This is a genomic window from Microlunatus parietis (genome assembly GCF_013407955.1).
Classification (GTDB): Bacteria; Actinomycetota; Actinomycetes; order Propionibacteriales; family Propionibacteriaceae; genus Microlunatus; species Microlunatus parietis.
Map to the genome: position 1 here is coordinate 1514344 of NZ_JACCBU010000001.1, position 18081 is coordinate 1532424.

Sequence of the window (18081 nt, forward strand, 5' to 3'; positions counted from 1 at the left end):
TGGTCGTTATGAGTTCGGCCGTCGCGATCGATTTCTGGTCGCGGCGGCCGTTCGCTCGGGTGCGGAAAGTTTGCGGGTGCGGGTTCACGGGGCTGCGGTGCGCGGTCAGGCGCGGATTAAGGGGTTGAGGTTGCTGTGGTGGACATCGACAAGCTGAAGGGCATGCCGGATGTCACGTACGACTTCGGGGTGTCGGGTGAGGTGAAGTCGGCGTTCCGGGCGGTGGCGAACACGTTGTCGGGTCAGCGAGGTGATCGGTCGACGTGGCGGGAGACGGGGCTGGAACAGTTCGACGGCAGGTTCTCGGAGATCTTCAAGACCAACGGCACCACCCAGCTGGGCGACCTCGACGAGGTGGTGACCGCGCTGCGGGCCGTCGCGACCAAGCTCGAGGACGTGGAGGAGGCGGCCAGGGAGGAGAACCAGCGCCGCAAGACCGCCCGGGAATGGGCCCAGCGGCAGGCCGACCGGTCCGGGTTCGAGAAGGGCTGGGACGAGTTCTGGGGGACGGGCGAGGATCCGCCGGACGTGAACATCAAGGAGACCGGCCCGGCGCAGCGGGTGAGTGCCCCGGCGTCGCGGCCGCGGGAGACCCCGGCGCCGGGCAGCGGCGGTGACGGTGGCGGTGGTACGTCGTCGGCGAAGCCGTCCAACCTGCGCTCGTTCGCCACCAGTACGGAGGGTGGGGACGGCGCGTTCGACGGGAAGCCGGCCAGTCTTGAGGGCAAGTGCACCGACTTCGCCACGTCCTGTTCCTGGGCGACGCTGGACGCGTCGGGCCCGATCCAGGGGCTGCGGGACTGGCTCCGCCTGAACGGCGAGGACTCGAAGTGGGCCACCACCGTGGCCGATGCGTTCGCCCGCGCCGGCGGCGAGGGCAACGTCTCCACCCTGTCCAACTCCACCATCGAGGCCGCACTCCGTGCCGCGAACGTGGCGGTGAACCGGCAGGACATCGTGGTCGACCCGCCGACCGCGTACGGTTCCCCGCCCACCACCGGCTACTCGGACGACCCGGTGAACACGGCGACCGGCAACTTCATCGAGAACGAGAATGATCTTGCCTTTCCGGGCGCCTCGGCCGAGCTCGGCCTGACCCGGACCTACAACTCGCTGAACCGGAAGCTCGGCGCCTTCGGGCCGGGCTGGTCGTCCTGGACCGAAGCGGGCCTGACCCTGACCGACGAGGCGGCACGGCTCCGGCTCGCGGACGGACGGGAGGTCGTCTTCCCCCGCCTCGGCCAGGATTGGGATCGGGCGAACGGCGAGAACCTGTGGCTGGCCCGCGACGCCACCGGCTACACGGTCACGAACTCGGCCGGGCTGCGCTGGGACCTCGGCGCCGACGGCCGCCTCCTGGCCACGAGCACCGGACCGGGCACCAAGATCAATTTCGGGTACGACAGCGACGCCCGCCTGATCTCGATGGCGCACGAGTTCGGCCGTACGCTCGCCCTCGTCTGGGACGACGACCTCGGCCGCGTGGTGTCCGCCGTCGCGTCCGACGGCCGTACCGCGACCTTCCGGTACGACGAGCGTGGTCGCCTGGTCGCGGCGGAGACGCCGGCCGGCACCCGCACCTACCGGTGGAACGACGCCGACCTGATCGATGCCGTGATCGACCCCGACGGCGTGGTGGAGGCCGAGAACACCTACGACGCGCTGGGCCGGGTCACCACCCAGCGCTCACCGTTCGGCCGGACCACACGCTTCGTCTACCTGCCCGGCGGCGTCACCGAGGTGTCGGATGCCGACGGCACCAGGGCGAACACCTGGATTGCCGACGGCAAGGGCCGGCTGATCGGCGTGATCGACGCCGATGATCATCGCCAGTCCACCAGCTACGACCGGTACGGCAACCCGGTCATGATCACCGACCGGCAGGGAGCCACGGTGATCAACGGCTACGACGACCGGGGCCGGCTGATCCACCGGGAAACGCCCACCGGCGCCAAGATCGACTGGGAGCACGATGATCATGACCGCCCGGTCACGATCACCCTCCACAACGGTGACACGACCGCGATCACGCGCTACACCTACGAGGGCGACGAGCGGAACCCGGCCGAGGTGATCGACGCCGAGGGCGGCCTGACCCGGATGCGCTGGGACCGCGGCCTGCTCAAGGAGATCATCGACCCCGAAGGCGTACGCCTCCGCTTCGATCATGATCACCACGGTGAGCTGATCGCCGCCACCGACGCCGACGGCAACACGGCCCGCCTGGAACGCGATGATCTTGGTCGGGTGATCGCCGCGATCACCCCACTCGGCCACAAGACCAGCTACCGCTATCACGCCAACGGCCCGCTGGAATCCCGCCGCGACCCCGACGGCGCGATCTGGCGCTACGAGCACACCACCGGCGGCCGCCTGTCGGCGGTGATCGACCCCACCGGCGGTCGCAGCGCCATCGAGCACGGTGATCACGGCGTGGAGTCCCGCACGATCGACGCGGTGGGCCGGGCCTACACCACGGAGTACGACGAGCTCGGCAACGTCAGCCGCGTCGTCCTGCCCGACGGCGCCGAATGGAGCTTCGCGCACGACGCGCTGTCCCGCCTGGTCGAGACGACCGACGCCGCCGGCGGCCGCTGGCGGGCCGGCTACGACGCCAACGGACACCTGACCGAGACCATCGACCCGACCGGCGTGCGTCAGGCGGTGCAGCGCGACCAGGCGGGCCGCAGCGTGCTCACCGCCGACCGGTTGACCGAGGTCCGCGCCGATTACGACGTGCTGGGCCGCACCGTGTCCGAGACGGGCCCCGACGGAACGACCCAGCGCTACCGGTACGACCGGTGCGGCCGGCTGGTCGACTACACCGACGCCACCGGCGCGGTGACGCGGATCCGGCGGGACCGGGCGGGCCGTCCCGTCGCGGTCACGCACCCGATGGGCTCCACCTTCCACTACGAGTACGACGCCTGCGGCCGCCGCGTCGCGACCGTCGACACCGACGGCTCCCGCTACGCGTTCAGCTACGACGCCGACGGGCGCCTGGTCCGGGAGGACTGGCCCACCGGCGAACAGGCCTGGATCAGCTACGACCCGGCCGGGCGGCCGATCCGGCGGTTCGAGCCCGGTGCCGGTGTCAGTACGTTCGCCTACGACGCCCTCGGCCGCGTGGTCCGGACCACCGACGGCTGGCACGGCACGCGCCATTACCGCTACGACGCCGCCGGGCAGTTGAGCTCGGTGCAGAACGCGGCCGGCGGGGTGACCCGGTTCGAGTACGACGACAACGGCCGCTGCGTCGCGACGATCGACCCGCTCGGCGGCCGTACCGAACGATCCTTCGACGCGGTCGGCCGGATCGTGGCCGAGACCGATCCGCTCGGGCGGGTCGCTCGGTACGAGTACGACCTCGCCGGCCGCCAGACGAAGCGCGTCGACCCGTCCGGGGCGACCCTGTCCTGGCGGTTCGACGACACCGGGCGTCAGGTCGAGTCCTTCGCCGACGGCGTCCGGTTGTCCCGGGTCGAGCGTGACTTCGCCGCCCGGACGTTGCGGCTGTTCGAGCCGGGCCGGGACGGCGGTGAGGTCGTCAACGAACTGACCTACGACCCGGAGGGCCGGCTGGTGCGCCGGCTGCGGGGCGGGGTCGGAATGGCGTGGTCGTACGACGGCGACGGTCGGCGGGTGTCGTTCACCGGTGTGCACGGTGATCAGACCCGGTACGAGTACGACCGGGCGGGCCGGGTGTCCGCCGTCGAAGCACCGGAACTCGGCCGGGCCGTGATCGATCGGGACGCGATCGGGCGGATCTGCTCGATGACCGCCCCCGGCCTGCACGCGGCTTGGACCTGGACCGGCGGCGCCGTGACCCGGCTCGAGGTGGCGCGCGAGGGCCGGACCCAGGTCACCGAGATCGAACGCGACGACGCCGGCCGCGTCACCGCCGAAACCACCGACGGAGTACGGATCTCCTACGGCTACGACCCGACCGGCCAGCTGGTCGAGGCCCGCCGCAGCGACGGCTCGGTCACCAGTTACGGCTACGACGCCGGCGGCCGGCTGATCCGCGAGACCACCGACGGCCACAGCATCCACTACCGCTACGACGCCGCCGGACAACTCCTCGAACGGCACGGCCCGGACGGCACGACCGGCTACACCTACGACGGCGCCGGCCGGCGGACCTCCGAGGCCGGCCCGGCGGGTGAACGGCGGTTCGGTTGGGACCCGCGCGGCTTCCTGGCCACGATCACCACGATCACCCATGCCGGTGACAAGATCACGGCGCGCACCCAGCAGCTCCAGGTCGACGCTCTCGGCGAGCTCGCCACGGTGGACGACCAGCCGGTCGCCTGGGACACCGCCAACCCGGTCCCGACCCTGGCCCGGCTCGGCGACCAGGACATCACCGGGTTCGGGCCGCTGACCGCGCTGCTGCCCGATCCGGCCGGGCGCGCGGACGGTCAGTGGATCACGCCGGACTGGCGGCCGCGGCCCACCGGCACCGACGATCCGTGGGGCATCGGCACGGGCACCGCGCCGGCCGGGCTTCCCTCGGGGGTGCAGGTCGGCGGGCAGGGCAACCTGCTGGTCGACGGGATGGAATGGATGCAGGCCCGGGTCTACGACCCGGGCACCCGCGGCTTCCTCTCCACCGACCCGCTGGACCCCATCCTGGGCACCGGCTGGGCCGGGAACCCGTACTCCTTCGCCGGCAACGACCCGCTCAACCAGTCCGACCCCTGGGGCCTCAAACCCGTTACCGACAAGGAACTCCAGGCCTACCGCGACTCCAACAACGGCGCCATCGCCGCAGCCTGGAACGCCACCACGAACTGGGTGGCGAACAACTGGGAATACATCGCCGCCGGCGCCATGATCGTCGCCGGCGTGGCCCTGATGGCGACCGGCGTCGGCGGCCCGATCGGCCTCGCCCTGGCCGGCGGCGCCCTGTCGATGGGCATGTCGGTCGCCCAGCAGAAGGCGACCAACGGCTCCGTCGACTGGGGTCAGGCCGGTCTCGAGGGTGTGATGGGCATGGTCCCGATCCCGGGTGCCGGGGCCGCCAGTGCGCTGCTGAAGTCCGGAGCGAAGGCGGTCGGCCGGACTGCGGTCGGCAACGGAGTCAAGACGTTCGGCCGGAATGCTCTCAGCAGTGCCAGGCAGTACGGCGACAACGCCCTGTCCAAGCTCACCGGGACAGCCAAGGGCGGCTGCTTCGTCGCCGGCACCCAGGTCCTGTTGGCCGACGGCGTGTCGAAGCCGATCGAGGAGATCACTGTCGGCGACCAGGTCGTTGCGGCAGACCCGGAGACCGGTGAGACCCACCTCAGGCCCGTCGTCGAAACCTTCCGCCACGAGGAGGTCGAGACCTTCCTGGTGGAGACCTCCGCGGGGTCGGTGACCTCGACGGCCGAGCATCCGTTCTACGTGCAGGGCCAGGGCTGGGTTCCGGTCCGCGAGCTCGTTCCCGGCAACGTCTTGATCGACTCGAACGGCGATCCGGTCGAGTTGATCGAGGTCGTCCGGACCGGCGAGACCGCGACCGTGCACAACTTCCACGTCGACGACCTGCACAACTATCATGTCCGGACCGGCACCCGATGGGTCCGGGTCCACAACGACTGCAAGCCGTTCGCGATGGGAATCGACGATCACTTGGACGACTTCGCCCGGCAACACGGTGCGACGACCTGGAAGCAGTTCGACGACAAGTTGAACTGGCAGCAAGGCGTGTACGCCAAGCTGAGCGACCCGGACCAGCGAGTGCTCTTCAATCTCGATGGCGTTGACGTCTGGCCCGGGGTCATGCGAGCCGCCTCCGGACGCGGCGGCCCGACCGATTGGGAACTCATGCAACTGAAGCAGGGCAACTTCCCCAACGTCGAGTTCTGGCAGAACGGCGTCCGAGTCGAAAGCCCGTTCTCATGATCGCGGCGTTCCCCACCCGGCGGTTCCAGTTCTGGGAATACCGGGTCGGCCACGGGTCGCTGCTGATTCGGAGTCCGCGGGGCCCGGAACAGGAGACCAACGTCGACGTGATCTTCGTCGGCGTCGAGTTCGTCTCACTCCCCCGTCGTCTGGAGGGATTGGAGTTGCGGCTGGGCACCGCCGAGGAGGCGCAGGCCCTGGCCGCCCTGTTCGGGACGACCGTGAAAGGAACGTTGTACGCGGTCTCCTCCGGCGCTTCGACCTACTACGTCGACGCCCTGCAGGCCACCACCGACGAGAACCGGGACGATCTCTTCAGCAGTCCGTTCGACCTTGATCGTTATGCGCCGGATCATCCTGCCGAGTGACGGTCGACACGACTGGTTGACGGAGTCGAAGGGTTACCTCGACGACGTCGACGTCGAACTCGACGACGGCAGCATCGTCAAGATCAACTTCTATGATCCGGTACGGCTGGCGCAGGACATCGAAGCCGAGCTCGGCCGCGGGGCGGTCGGGCTGGCCTGGAAGCGGTTGATCGTCGTCGATTCGGTGACGCCGGCGGCGATGCAGGCCGCCGTGCAGGCGATGTCGCCCGACTTCTTCGACTGATCGGGCCATGACGCGCGAGAGGGCGGGGCCGGTGTGCACCAGCCCCGCCCTCGCCACGTTCCCGTCAGCGGTTCGCGCGGTTGATCGCCGAGGTCACCGCGCGGAGGGAGGCGGTGACGATGTTGGCGTGGATGCCGACACCCCAGACCACCTTCGCGTCGTCGCCCTGGCCGACCTCGGCCTCGACGTAGGCCGCGGCCATCGCGTCGCCGCCGGAGGAGAGGGCGTGCTCGGCGTAGTCCAGCACCCGGACCTTGTAGCCGAGGGCGGACACCGCGTCGACGTAGGCCGAAACCGGGCCGTTGCCGTCGCCACCGACCTCCTTCACCTCGCCGCGGTCGATCACCCAGGCGGAGACGGTGTCGCCGGCCTCGCTGCTGGTCGCGCCGATCACATGATCAAGATGCAGCGGCGCCTCGGGGTCCAGATACTCGCTGGAGAAGATCTCCCACAGCACGTCGGGCGTCATCTCACCGCCGTCGGAGTCGGTCCGGGACTGCACCACCTGGGAGAACTCGATCTGCAGCCGGCGGGGCAGGTCGAGGGCGTGCTCGCTCTTCATGATGTACGCCACGCCGCCCTTGCCTGATTGGGAATTGACCCGGATCACGGCCTCGTACGTACGCCCGACGTCATGCGGGTCGATCGGCAGGTAGGGCGCCTCCCAGGCGATCTCGGAGACCTCGATCCCCTGCTCCTTCGCCTTCGACTCCAGATCCTCCAGGCCCTTCTTGATCGCGTCCTGGTGGGACCCGGAGAAGGCGGTGTACACCAGGTCGCCCGCGTACGGATGGCGCGGATGGACCGGCAGGTTGGTGCAGTACTCCACCGTGCGACGGATCTCGTCGATGTCGGAGAAGTCGATCTTGGGGTCGATGCCCTGCGAGAAGAGGTTCATGCCCAGCGTGACCAGGTCGACGTTGCCGGTCCGCTCGCCGTGACCGAACAGGCAGCCCTCGACCCGGTCCGCGCCGGCCATCAGGGCCAGCTCGGTCGCGCCGACGGCGGTGCCGCGGTCGTTGTGCGGGTGCAGGCTGATCGCCACGTGCTCGCGGTTGCGGACGTTGCGGCCGAACCACTCGATGAGGTCCGCGTACGTGTTGGGGGTGGACATCTCCACCGTCGCCGGCAGGTTCAGGATGATCTCCCGGCCCTCGCCCGGCTGCCAGACCTCCATCACCGCGTTGCACACCTCGACCGCGAACTCCGGTTCGGTGCCGGTGAAGATCTCCGGTGAGTACTGGTAGCCGAACTCGACGTCGCCCAGGTGCTGCTCGGCGTACTTCACGACGAGCTCGGTGCCGCGAGTGGCCAGCGCCAGGCACTCGGCCTTGTCGATCTTGAAGACGACCCGCCGGAACAGCGGCGCGGTCGCGTTGTAGAGATGGATCGTCGCGGCCTTGGCCCCGACCAGGGACTCGGCGGTCCGCTCGATCAGGTCTTCCCGGGCCTGGGTCAGCACCGAGATCGTGACGTCGGAGGGGACTCGCTCCTCGGTGATCAACTGCCGGACGAAGTCGAAGTCGGTCTGGCTCGCCGACGGGAAACCGACCTCGATCTCCTTGTAGCCCATCCGCACCAGCAGCTCGAACATCCGGAGCTTCCGGGCCGGGGTCATCGGGTCGATCAGAGCCTGATTGCCGTCCCGGAGATCGGTGGACAGCCAACGCGGCGCCTCGGTGATCCGCTGCTCCGGCCAGGTGCGGTCGGGCAGGGAGATCGGGGTGTACGCGCGGTAACGCTGGAACGGCATCGGGCTGGGTTGCTGCACCGGTACGGACTGCGGACGAGTCGCGCCGACCGGCGGGGTGTTGCTGATCATGAAAGGTTCCTCGCTGCTGGGAATGCTCCTGTTCGGCTGGACGCACGAACTCCGCAGCGAGGGTGCCAGCCCTTAGCGGGCCTCGCTGCGGCAGCGAAGGAGGAGCGACCAGAAGGCCATGGCGCCCACTGTAGCCACCTCCACCCGGATTTGGCCACCCGGCTCAGGGAGCTGGGGGCCGGATGTTCGCGCTCGCGTTCCGGTTGCGGCGGCGACGAGCCGCCAGCCAGCCGAGCAGCAGGCCGATGGCGAGCAGGCCGCCCAGAACAGCGATCACCACCAGGCCGCTGGCCGGGTTGCTGATCGTGAACGCGGTGATCCAGAAGATCACGGTCGCACCGATCAGGCAGCCGGCGCCGACCGACAGCGCCTTGTTGCCGGGCGGCGGCTGCGTCGTCAACTCCAGCCGTTGACTCAGGCGGACGGCACCGGACTCGTACACGTCGGCGAGGTCGGCCAGTTCGTTCAGGGTGCGGGTGGAATCCCAACCGGGCAAGGGACCCGGCATGGCGATCTCGAAGCCGTCGCCGGCGAACGTGATCATCGCCGCCTGCCCGTCCGGGTGGGCCAGCAGCCAGTCGATCACCGCCGGCGGCACGGCGCCGGCGACGGTCGCCGGATCCTTGGCCAGCACCCGGAACTGTTCGTCGAACCGGGCGTGCCCGGTCGGTGCCTCGGTCAGCCCGCCGAACAGGATCGTCGGCACTGCGACCGAACGGGAGATGATCTTGAGGGGCGTCGTCCGCGGGCCGAGGACCTGGATCGAGTGGTGCGAGGTCCGGCTGGTCGACCCGGAGGTCACGGTCTGGGTGGAGTACTCGATCAGGACCACCCGGCGGCCCCGGTACTCGGCGGCGAAGGCGTAGTCGAACGCCTTGCCGGTGCCGGTGTACGGAGCTCCGGTGAACGGATCGGCGACCCGCCCGAACGGCAGCCCGAGGTCCGCGGTGAACCAGCGTGCCCCGAGCCGGCGGCCCAGGTCGTCGGTCTCGGCGCGCAGCCGTCGCTTGCGGCGGTAGCTCGCTAAGGCGATCCCCGCGAAGCCGATGACGAAACCGCAGACGATGATCAATGCCGAGATGCCCTGATCCATGCCGGTCACCCTAGCGACCCACGCGATCCCAGGATCCGGACACTGATCTCAAGATATGGGAACTCGATTGCACCCGGCCGCGCCGTTCGGTTGCAATGGTCGGCGAGCAATACGTGTGACGAGTACCAGCGTTCAGCCCCGGCTTGCTGGTCGGCAACCCTCCTCCGCGGCGGGGTGCCCCGGGTGAACACACGGCCACCCCTGGCAAGCGCGGGCCGAAGCGGACAACGATCCAAGGCCCCACGAACGTGAGGAGCCCCGGCGATGTCCGTCGTCACCGAAGCCCGTACCGCCGACGACCCGCGGCCTCAGCCGGCCATTCCCGCCCTGCGTACGGTCAGCGGCGCCGGCCTCGCGGTCCCGCTGGTGAACGGCAGGACGACGCCGTACGTGAACCTCGACTACGCCGCCAGCGCGCCGGCCCTGACCGAGGTGCTGGACGAACTCGGGCGGGCGCTGCCCTACTACGCATCCGTGCACCGCGGCGCCGGCTACGCGTCGGCGGCCAGCACGACCGCGTACGAGCAGGCCCGCCGGACCGTCGCCACGGCGACCGGGGCCCGGGCCGACGACCACGTGATCTTCACCCGCAACACCACCGACGCCCTGAACCTGCTGGCCCGGGCGGTCCCGGCCGACCTCGACGTGGTCTGCCTCGACATCGAGCACCACGCGAACCTGCTGCCCTGGCAGCAGCGCGGCGCGACCGTGATCACCGCCCGGCCGACCATCGCCGAGACGCTCGAGCTGATCGCCACCGAGCTCGCCCGGCCGGAAGTCGGCCTGCTGGCGATCACCGGCGCCTCCAACGTGACCGGCGAGACGCTGCCGCTGGACCGGATCGCCGACCTGTGCCGGCGGACCGGGACCCGGCTCGCCGTCGACGGCGCCCAACTGGTCCCGCACCGTGACGTGGACCTGGCCGGCACCGGGATCGACTACCTGGCCTTCTCCGGCCACAAGACCTATGCCCCGTTCGGCGCCGGGGTCCTGATCGGCCGGCCCGACTGGCTGGACGCGGCGCCGCCCTACCTGGCCGGCGGCGGTGCGGTCCGCCGGGTCCGTACCGACGACGCGGAGTGGGCCACCGGCCCGGCCCGCCACGAGGGCGGCACCCCGAACGTGCTCGGCGCGGTCACCCTGGCCGCCGCCTGCCGCACCCTGTCCGGCCTCGGCCGGCTGCGCCGGGACCGGCATGAGCGGGCGCTGACCGAACGACTGCGGGCCGGCCTCTTGGACGTGCCGGGCGTCAGCCTGCTGAGGATCTTCGAGGACAGTACGGACACCGTCGGCATCGTCGCGTTCACCGTGGCGGGGTTCGATGCGGGGCTGGTCGCGGCCTATCTGTCGGCGGAGCACGGGATCGGCGTCCGGGACGGCAAGTTCTGCGCGCATCCGCTGCTGAACCGACTCGGCTGCGCCGACGGCGCAATCCGGGTCAGCGTCGGCCTCGGCTCCTCCTCGGCCGATATCGACGCGCTACTGGCCGGCCTGCGCCGGCTGGTCGAGGACGGGCCGGGGTGGAACTACGGCGACGTGGACGGGCGGATCCAACCGGTGCCCGACCCCCGCCCGGCGCCGGACTGGCTGCCCGAGCTGGAGACCGGCGGCGCCGGCTGCCGAGGCTGAGCCCCAACGCTCCCTGAGCTTGTCGAAGGGCAAGGCACGACCTGGCTTGGCCCTTCGACAGGCTCAGGGCACTGGAGGGCTCAGGGGTTGGCGTGCAGCGTGCGCGGCTTGCGGGCGGCCTCGCCGAGCTGCTGGATGCCGAGCACCAGGCCGCCGACGATGTCGCCGCCGGCGAACGAGGACTGCATGCTCGCCGCGGCCAGTCGGCATTCAAGATCATCAAGGGTCCGCCGCGCCTCGGCGCCGGTGACGATCTCGAGCGCCCGGAAGCCGGGGTCGCAGAGCACCAGGACCGAATGCTTCGGGTCGTCGAGGCCGGCGTGCAGGCGCTCGGCGTACTGCCGGGAATCCTCCTCGGCGACGCCGATGAAGACGGAGAAGGTCAGCCCGGAGACCGACTCGGCGTTGGCGACCGCCTGCTCGATCCGGTGCAGCTGCTGCGGGGTCAGATCGTTACCAGCGGGCACTTGCGCCTCCGGTCTCGGCCACCGGCGCGGCGGGCAGTTCACCGGCAGCGGCGCCCTGCTCCAGCTGGCCCAGTTCGGCACCACGGCCGAGCCAGACCGGCTCGGTGACCGCGAGCGACTGCCGCTGGTTGGCCCGGATCAGCGAGGGCGCCTTGCCCAGCGCGAAGATCGCCACGAACACCAGACCCGGGATGCCGATCAGCAGGCCGAGGGTCTGCAGGGCGGTCGGGTTCGCGACCTCGGGCCAGCCCGATAGCGTTTCGAGGGGCACTACCATGCTCAGCAGTTCACTCACGCCCCATACGGTAGTCGATCACGCCCCAGAAGGAGGCACCGTGTCCGACCGCGCAGCCGACGCGTCCGCGGCGGATTCCCGAGTCGTGATGGACGGCGAGCAGATCTCCCGGGCCTGTGCCCGGATGGCGCACCAACTGCTCGAGGGCAACCGCGGCGCGGGCGGTCTGGTGCTGCTCGGCATCCCGACCCGCGGCGTGCCGCTGGCCGAGCGGCTGGCCGAGGCGATCGCCGGCGTCGAGGGAGTCCGGGTCCCGGTCGGGGCGCTCGACATCACGCTCTACCGGGACGACCTGCGCCGCAACCCGACCCGGGCACCGGCCCAGACCAGGCTGCCGGTCGACCTGGACGACACGACGGTGGTGCTGGTCGACGACGTCCTCTATTCCGGACGTACGGTGCGCGCGGCGCTGGACGCCCTTGGTGATCTTGGTCGGCCCCGGGCGGTACGGCTCGCGGTGCTGGTCGACCGGGGCCACCGGCAACTGCCGATCCGGGCCGATCACGTCGGCAAGAACCTGCCGACCGCGGCCAGTGAACGGGTCCAGGTCCGGCTCGCCGAACTCGACGGCGTCAGCGAGGTCACGATCACCCGGGACTCGGGTGCGGAGGGGGAATCCGCCTGATGCGACATCTGTTGTCCGCAGCCGATCTCGATCATGACGAGATCGTCGAGATCCTCGATCTCGCCGAAGAGATGGCCCAGGTGCTGCACCGGCCGATCAAGAAACTGCCGGCCCTGCGCGGCCGGACGGTGGTCAATCTGTTCTTCGAGGACTCGACCCGGACCAGGTCGTCGTTCGAGATCGCCGGCAAGTGGCTGTCCGCCGACGTGATCAACATCAGCGCCAAGGGATCCTCTGTGTCCAAGGGAGAATCGCTGCGGGACACCGTGCTCACGGTCGCCGCGATGGGTGTCGACGCGCTGGTGATCAGGCACCAGGCCTCCGGCGCCCCGCTGCAGGCCTCGCAGTGGATCGACGCGCACGTGATCAACGCCGGCGACGGGATGCACGAACACCCGACCCAGGCCCTGTTGGACGCGTTCACCATCCGCCGGCACCTGCGCGCCGAGACGCCTGACGTGATCGACTTCGCCGGCCGCACCGTGGCGATCGTCGGCGACATCACCCACTCCCGGGTGGCCCGGAGCAACGTGGCCCTGCTCCGCACGCTCGGCGCGAACGTGATCATCGTGGCGCCGCCGACGCTGCTGCCGTCCGGCATCGACAGCTGGCCGGTGGAGGTCTCGACCGATCTCGATTCGGTGCTGGACCGGGCCGACGTGATCATGATGCTGCGGGTGCAGCGGGAACGGATGTCCGGCGGCTACTTCCCCACCCCGCGGGAATACACGGTGTCGTACGGGCTCACTCGGGACCGGCTGGCCAAGCTCCGGCCGGGCGCCGCGATCTGCCACCCGGGCCCGATGAACCGGGGCCTGGAGATCTCCGCCGACGCAGCCGACGCGGCGAACTCGTTGATCTTGGACCAGGTCGCCGCCGGCGTCGCGGTCCGGATGAGCGTGCTCTACGAGCTGCTCGGCGGCGCCGACGAAACCGTACCCACGAAGGAGCACGCGTGATGCCCCCGATCATGATCACCGGCGCCGACCTGGCCGGCGCCGGTCCGGGTGACTTGTTGATCATGGACGGGCAGTTCGCCGACCCGGCCCTGGCTCCTGCCGACGTGCAGCGGTTCGACGCTGCCGGGCTGGTCGCGCTGCCCGGGCTGGTCGACCTGCACACGCATCTGCGCGAGCCGGGCCGGGAGGACGCCGAGACCGTCGAGTCGGGTACGGCAGCGGCGGCCCGGGGCGGCTTCACGGCCGTGCTGGCGATGGCCAACACCGACCCGGTCACCGACACCGCCGAGGCCGCGGCCCACGTCGCGGCGCTCGGCCGGCGGGCCGGCCACACCCAGGTGATCCCGGTCGGCGCCGTCACCAAGGGGCTGGCCGGCACCGAACTCGCCGAGCTCGGCCTGATGGCCCGGTCGGCGGCCGGGGTCCGGGTCTTCTCCGACGACGGGCACTGTGTCGGCGACGCGCGGCTGATGCGCCGGGCCCTCGAATACGTACGGGCGTTCGGCGGCGTGATCGCCCAGCACGCCCAGGATCCGCGGCTGGCCGGCCCGGACGCCTGCTGCCATGAGGGTGAGATCTCCGGTCGGCTCGGGTTGGCCGGCTGGCCGCCGGCGGCGGAGTCGACGATCGTCGCGCGGGACGTCGAGTTGGCCGAGCTGACCCGGTCCCGGGTGCACGTCTGCCATGTGTCCACCGCCGAGACGGTCGAGGTGCTGCGCTGGGCGAAGCGGCGCGGCATCGCCGTCACCGCCGAGGTGACGCCGCACCATCTGCTGCTCACCACCGACCTCGTCACCGGCTACGACCCGACGTTCAAGGTCAATCCGCCGTTGCGACCGGCCGAGCACGTGACCGTGCTGCGGGAGGCCCTCGCCGACGGCACCATCGACGCCGTCGCCACCGACCACGCCCCGCACGCGCGGCACGACAAGGAACACGCGTTCCCGGACGCGGCGTTCGGCATGGTCGGGCTGGAGACCGCGCTCGGCGTGGTGCTGGAGACGATGCTGGACGCCCTCGGCTGGGCGGGAGTCGCCGACCGGCTGTCCGTGGCGCCGGCCCGGATCGCCGGCCTGAACGGGCAGGGCCGTGCCTTGACGCCGGGTGAGCCGGCCAACCTGGTGCTGGTGGACCCGTCGGCGCGGCGCGTGGTCGACGCCACCGACTCCGCCTCGCTGTCCCGGAACAATCCCTGGCACGGCCTGGACCTGCCGGACCCGGTCGTCGCGACGTACTGGAACGGGAACCAGACCTACCGCCGGTGACCGGCCTGTCCGATTTGTGAAAGACCCGGGCCGGGGCCCGGTCCTAGCGTCGAGGACATGAGTATCGACCTTGTCGCTGCGGAACGTTTCCTGCACACCCACGCGCGGCTGCTGGAACGGCAGCTCTTCGGCGCGCTCGTCCACGGCGCGCCGGACGAACCCGCCCGGGCCGCGCTGCGGGCCTTCCAGAACCCGGACGGCGGCTTCGGCCACGGCCTGGAACCCGATGTTCGCGGACCGGACAGCCAACCGTCCGCGGCCCGTACGGCCTTGACCGTCCTGGCCGATCTCGACGCCCTGGACGATCCGCTCACCGAACAGGTGGCCGACTGGCTGCTGACGGTCAGCGGTCCCGACGGCGGCGTGCCGACCGTGCTGCCCACCGCGACCGCCTACCCGCGCGCGCCGTGGATGCAGCCGCAGCCCGAGAGCGGCTTCCTGACCTACGCCCTGGCCGGGCTGCTCTGGCAGTCGGGGCTCGACCACCCGTGGCTGCGGTCGGCGACCGAGTGGTGCTGGGCCAGCCTGGCCGCGGACCCCGACCCGGCCGGCTACACCGTGAAGTTCGCGCTGGACTTCCTCGATTCCGTACCGGATCCGCGGCGGGCCGCCGACGCCGTCGAACGGCTCCGGCCCGCCCTCGCCGCCGACGGCACCCTGCCCATTCCGGGCGGGACCGACGGCGAACGGGTCCCGCCGCTCGAGCTGTCGCCGCGGCCCGACTCGCCGAGCCGGGCGCTGTTCAGCGACGAGCAGCTGAGCGCCGACCTCGACCGGCTGGAACACGATCAGCACGAGGACGGCGGCTGGGACGTCGACTACCTGCACTGGAGCCCCGCGCAGGCGCTGGAATGGCGCGGCATCGCCACCGTGGCGGCTGTCGCGACGCTGGCCCGCAACGGCCGGCTCGAACTCCCCGGCCGGCTGCTCGGTGCGGCGGGCGCATCATGAGAATCGGGGTCGGGCTGCCGGCCGCCGTCCCGGGCGCCCCGTTCGAGCTGCTCGGCGACTGGGCGGCCGCCGCCGAGATGTACGGTTTCCGGCACGTCGCCGCTCTGGACCGGCTCGTGTACGACAGCCTGGACCCGATCGTCGCCCTGGCGACGGCGGCCGGCCGGACCAGCCGGGTCGAGTTGATCACCACGATCCTCGGCGTCCCGTACCGGCGGAACGCGGTGGTGCTCGCCAAGCAGCTCGCCTCGCTCGACCTGGTGGCCGCCGGCCGGTTCGTGGCCGGGCTGGCCCTGGGCGGCTGGCCGGAGGACTACGCGGCCTCGGACGTTGCGCTGCGCGGCCGGGGCGAACGCTTCGCCGTCATGCTGGACACCCTGCGCTGCGTCTGGGCCGGCAAACTCGCCGGGGCGGCCGGACCGATGACTCCACATCCAAGATCAGGACCGTCGATGCTGCTGGGCGCGCTGTCGCCGGCCGGTTTCGGCCGGGTGGCGACGTTCGCGGACGGCTGGATCGCGCCGTTCTTCGGGCTGCAGACGCTCCGCGACGGCATCGCCTCGGCCCGGGAGGCCTGGCAACGTGCCGGCCGCGAGGGCCGGCCGCGGGTGATCACCGAGCGGTACTTCTGTCTCGGTCCGGGAGCCGACGAGGTCGCCGGCGCCTATCTTGATCATTACTACGGAGCCGAGTACCGGTCCGAGGTGCTGGCCGAAACGCTGACCACCCCGGCCCGGCTGATCGAGGAGCTCGACCGCATCGAAGCCACCGGTTGCGACGATCTCCTGCTGTTCCCCTGCACCGCCGACCAAGATCAACTTCATCGCCTCGTCGATGCCCTGGCGGCATCGCGACACTTCATCGAACGGAGCCATTGACATGCCGCAGACCCATCACACCATCGATTACATCGAGATCCCGGCCCGCGACCTGGACGCCTCCCGGGCGTTCTATGCCGACGCCTTCGGTTGGACCTTCAACGACTACGGCCCGGCCTACGCGGGCATCCGCCGGCCCGGCAGCGAGGACGAGGAGGTCGGCGGGCTGGCCGCGACCGACGGCGACATCGTGACCGGCAGCCCGCTGGTGCTGCTCTACTCCGACGATCTTGATGCCACCCTGGACGCGATCAAGGCCGCCGGCGGCACCATCCTCCAGGAGCCGTACGGGTTCCCGGGCGGGCGCCGACTGCACTTCGCCGACCCCTCCGGCAACGAACTCGGAGTCTGGGCCACCGCCGATTGAGCACGTACGATCGGGTTGATACGCAGCTTCCCGACCGAGGGCGCCCGATGACCTCGACCCAGCACGGATCAGCCGAGCCGGGACCGTACCGCGAATATCCGGCGGTCCGCGGCCTGCAACACCTGGTCTCCTGCCTCTGGGAGAACGACGTCCAGGACCGGCAGCACACCGTGATCCCGGACGGCTGCGTCGACCTGATCTGGCTCGGCCACCACGGACTCGTCGTCGCCGGCGCGGACACCGGGCCGCGCTTGTCGGGGCCGATTCCGGGGCCGGTCTGCGGCATCCGGCTGCGGCCCGGCGCCGCCGGCACGGTCCTCGGCCTGCCGGCGGCCGAACTCCGGGACCAACTCGTCCCGGTCGAGCACGTCTGGCAGCGGTCCGGCCCTGAACTGGCCGCGACCATGGCCGAGGCCGATGCCGAACGCCGGCTCGCGATCCTGACCGAGGCGGTGCTGGTCCGGCGGGGCGCGCCCGATCCGGTCGTGGTCCAGGCCGCCACGAAGCTCGCCGAGCCCGGCGTCCGGGTGTCCGCGGCCGCGGCCGACCTCGGCCTCAGCGAACGGCAGCTGAACCGCCGCCTGCTGCACGCCGTCGGCTACGGCCCCAAGATGCTGGCCCGGGTGGCGCGGCTGCGCCGGCTGATCGCGGCGGACGAGCCGTCGTTGGCGCTGCGGGCCCTGGCCGCCGGGTACGCCAGCCAGGCGCACATGAACGAGGAGGTCCGCCGGCTGACCGGAGACTCGGCCGGCCGGTTCCTGAAGGACGCCGCCCTGACCGCCGCCTGACCCCGGCAGATCTGGGTCATCGCCTGGCTGCCCACCGCCGAGGGAGGAGGCCCGACCGGCGGGATCACGCGCGTCGCGGAGGATGTCGCGATTTCTCTTCACACCAACCAGGAAGCGCCTTGGCCACGCGGCAACGGTCCGTCAGCAGTGGAATCGCGACAGCGGTAGGGATCGCGCGAGTTCACCGAGGGCACGGCTGCTCGACCTCGGCACGTCCCGGACGTGTTGCTGGCGTCCGCGACGGCATCCTCCGGGTGTCGCGTCTGCCGCACCTGTGACCCCACCCCGCAGAGCCGGTCGCGGCTGGGGACGTGACGCGGCCCGACACACGGCAACTCCCCCGCACCGCAGCCGCGACCCCTGCACCCACCCGCGACCGTTGCACCGGTCGCGGACGCGAGGAACGGTCGCGGTTGGAGACGTGGCCGGGCCCGGCGGGGT

15 protein-coding genes and 1 riboswitch are annotated in these 18081 nt (G+C 71.0%); of the genes, 11 read left to right on the forward strand and 4 right to left on the reverse strand.

Annotation, left to right across the window (positions count from 1 at the left end):
- The first annotated feature begins 138 nt into the window (after window positions 1-138).
- From BKA15_RS07195 to BKA15_RS07205, 3 genes are read left to right on the forward strand one after another with little or no spacing between them, the layout of a single operon-like run.
- The gene (locus tag BKA15_RS07195; RefSeq protein WP_179749371.1) at window positions 139-5889 is read left to right on the forward strand and encodes a polymorphic toxin-type HINT domain-containing protein; all 5751 of its coding nucleotides are present in this window, start codon (window positions 139-141) and stop codon (window positions 5887-5889) included.
- A complete protein-coding gene (locus tag BKA15_RS07200; RefSeq protein WP_179749374.1) occupies window positions 5886-6257 on the forward strand; it encodes a hypothetical protein in 372 nt (123 codons plus the stop codon). The genes BKA15_RS07195 and BKA15_RS07200 overlap by 4 nt, the downstream gene beginning before the upstream one ends.
- Window positions 6258-6273: 16 nt before the next feature.
- The gene (locus tag BKA15_RS07205) at window positions 6274-6501 is read left to right on the forward strand and encodes a hypothetical protein (RefSeq protein ID WP_179749376.1); all 228 of its coding nucleotides are present in this window, start codon (window positions 6274-6276) and stop codon (window positions 6499-6501) included.
- Between the two features lie 64 nt (window positions 6502-6565).
- Here the strand turns inward: BKA15_RS07205 and leuA are convergent, their stop codons facing one another.
- Complete coding sequence (gene leuA, locus BKA15_RS07210) at window positions 6566-8323, reverse strand: 2-isopropylmalate synthase (protein WP_179749378.1); 1758 nt, start codon at window positions 8321-8323, stop codon at window positions 6566-6568.
- Window positions 8324-8486: 163 nt separating this feature from the next.
- The gene (locus BKA15_RS07215; protein ID WP_179749380.1) at window positions 8487-9416 is read right to left on the reverse strand and encodes a hypothetical protein; all 930 of its coding nucleotides are present in this window, start codon (window positions 9414-9416) and stop codon (window positions 8487-8489) included.
- 114 nt (window positions 9417-9530) lie between these two features.
- Window positions 9531-9633, forward strand: a riboswitch (SAM riboswitch).
- A 47-nt stretch (window positions 9634-9680) separates the two neighbouring features.
- Between BKA15_RS07215 and BKA15_RS07220 the strand changes: the two genes are divergently transcribed.
- The gene (locus BKA15_RS07220; protein WP_179749382.1) at window positions 9681-11045 is read left to right on the forward strand and encodes an aminotransferase class V-fold PLP-dependent enzyme; all 1365 of its coding nucleotides are present in this window, start codon (window positions 9681-9683) and stop codon (window positions 11043-11045) included.
- An 80-nt stretch (window positions 11046-11125) separates the two neighbouring features.
- Here the strand turns inward: BKA15_RS07220 and BKA15_RS07225 are convergent, their stop codons facing one another.
- Together BKA15_RS07225 and BKA15_RS07230 are read right to left on the reverse strand one after the other, a co-directional pair.
- Window positions 11126-11512 (reverse strand): DUF5130 family protein, encoded by a 387-nt coding sequence (locus tag BKA15_RS07225; protein ID WP_179749384.1) that lies wholly within the window; start codon window positions 11510-11512, stop codon window positions 11126-11128.
- The gene (locus BKA15_RS07230) at window positions 11499-11807 is read right to left on the reverse strand and encodes a hypothetical protein (RefSeq protein ID WP_179749386.1); all 309 of its coding nucleotides are present in this window, start codon (window positions 11805-11807) and stop codon (window positions 11499-11501) included. The genes BKA15_RS07225 and BKA15_RS07230 overlap by 14 nt, the downstream gene beginning before the upstream one ends.
- An 88-nt stretch (window positions 11808-11895) precedes the next feature.
- On the opposite strand from BKA15_RS07230, the gene pyrR reads away from it, so the two are divergent.
- Genes pyrR through BKA15_RS07265 form a run of 7 tightly spaced genes read left to right on the forward strand, consistent with a single transcriptional unit; the run spans window position 11896 to window position 17640 of the window.
- Window positions 11896-12432, forward strand: a complete 537-nt coding sequence (gene pyrR / locus BKA15_RS07235; protein WP_246322681.1) for a bifunctional pyr operon transcriptional regulator/uracil phosphoribosyltransferase PyrR — start codon at window positions 11896-11898, stop codon at window positions 12430-12432.
- A complete protein-coding gene (locus BKA15_RS07240) occupies window positions 12432-13391 on the forward strand; it encodes an aspartate carbamoyltransferase catalytic subunit (RefSeq protein WP_179749390.1) in 960 nt (319 codons plus the stop codon). The genes pyrR and BKA15_RS07240 overlap by 1 nt, the downstream gene beginning before the upstream one ends.
- Window positions 13391-14656, forward strand: a complete 1266-nt coding sequence (locus BKA15_RS07245; RefSeq protein ID WP_179758304.1) for a dihydroorotase — start codon at window positions 13391-13393, stop codon at window positions 14654-14656. Before BKA15_RS07240 ends, BKA15_RS07245 begins: the two co-directional genes overlap by 1 nt.
- Window positions 14657-14713: 57 nt before the next feature.
- The gene (locus BKA15_RS07250) at window positions 14714-15607 is read left to right on the forward strand and encodes a prenyltransferase/squalene oxidase repeat-containing protein (protein ID WP_179749392.1); all 894 of its coding nucleotides are present in this window, start codon (window positions 14714-14716) and stop codon (window positions 15605-15607) included.
- Window positions 15604-16485 (forward strand): LLM class flavin-dependent oxidoreductase, encoded by an 882-nt coding sequence (locus tag BKA15_RS07255; RefSeq protein ID WP_179749394.1) that lies wholly within the window; start codon window positions 15604-15606, stop codon window positions 16483-16485. The genes BKA15_RS07250 and BKA15_RS07255 overlap by 4 nt, the downstream gene beginning before the upstream one ends.
- A 1-nt stretch (window position 16486) precedes the next feature.
- Window positions 16487-16852: a VOC family protein gene (locus BKA15_RS07260; RefSeq protein WP_179749396.1), complete on the forward strand. Its 366-nt coding sequence runs from the start codon at window positions 16487-16489 to the stop codon at window positions 16850-16852.
- 47 nt (window positions 16853-16899) lie between these two features.
- The gene (locus BKA15_RS07265) at window positions 16900-17640 is read left to right on the forward strand and encodes an AraC family transcriptional regulator (protein WP_179749398.1); all 741 of its coding nucleotides are present in this window, start codon (window positions 16900-16902) and stop codon (window positions 17638-17640) included.
- Window positions 17641-18081 lie beyond the last annotated feature (441 nt).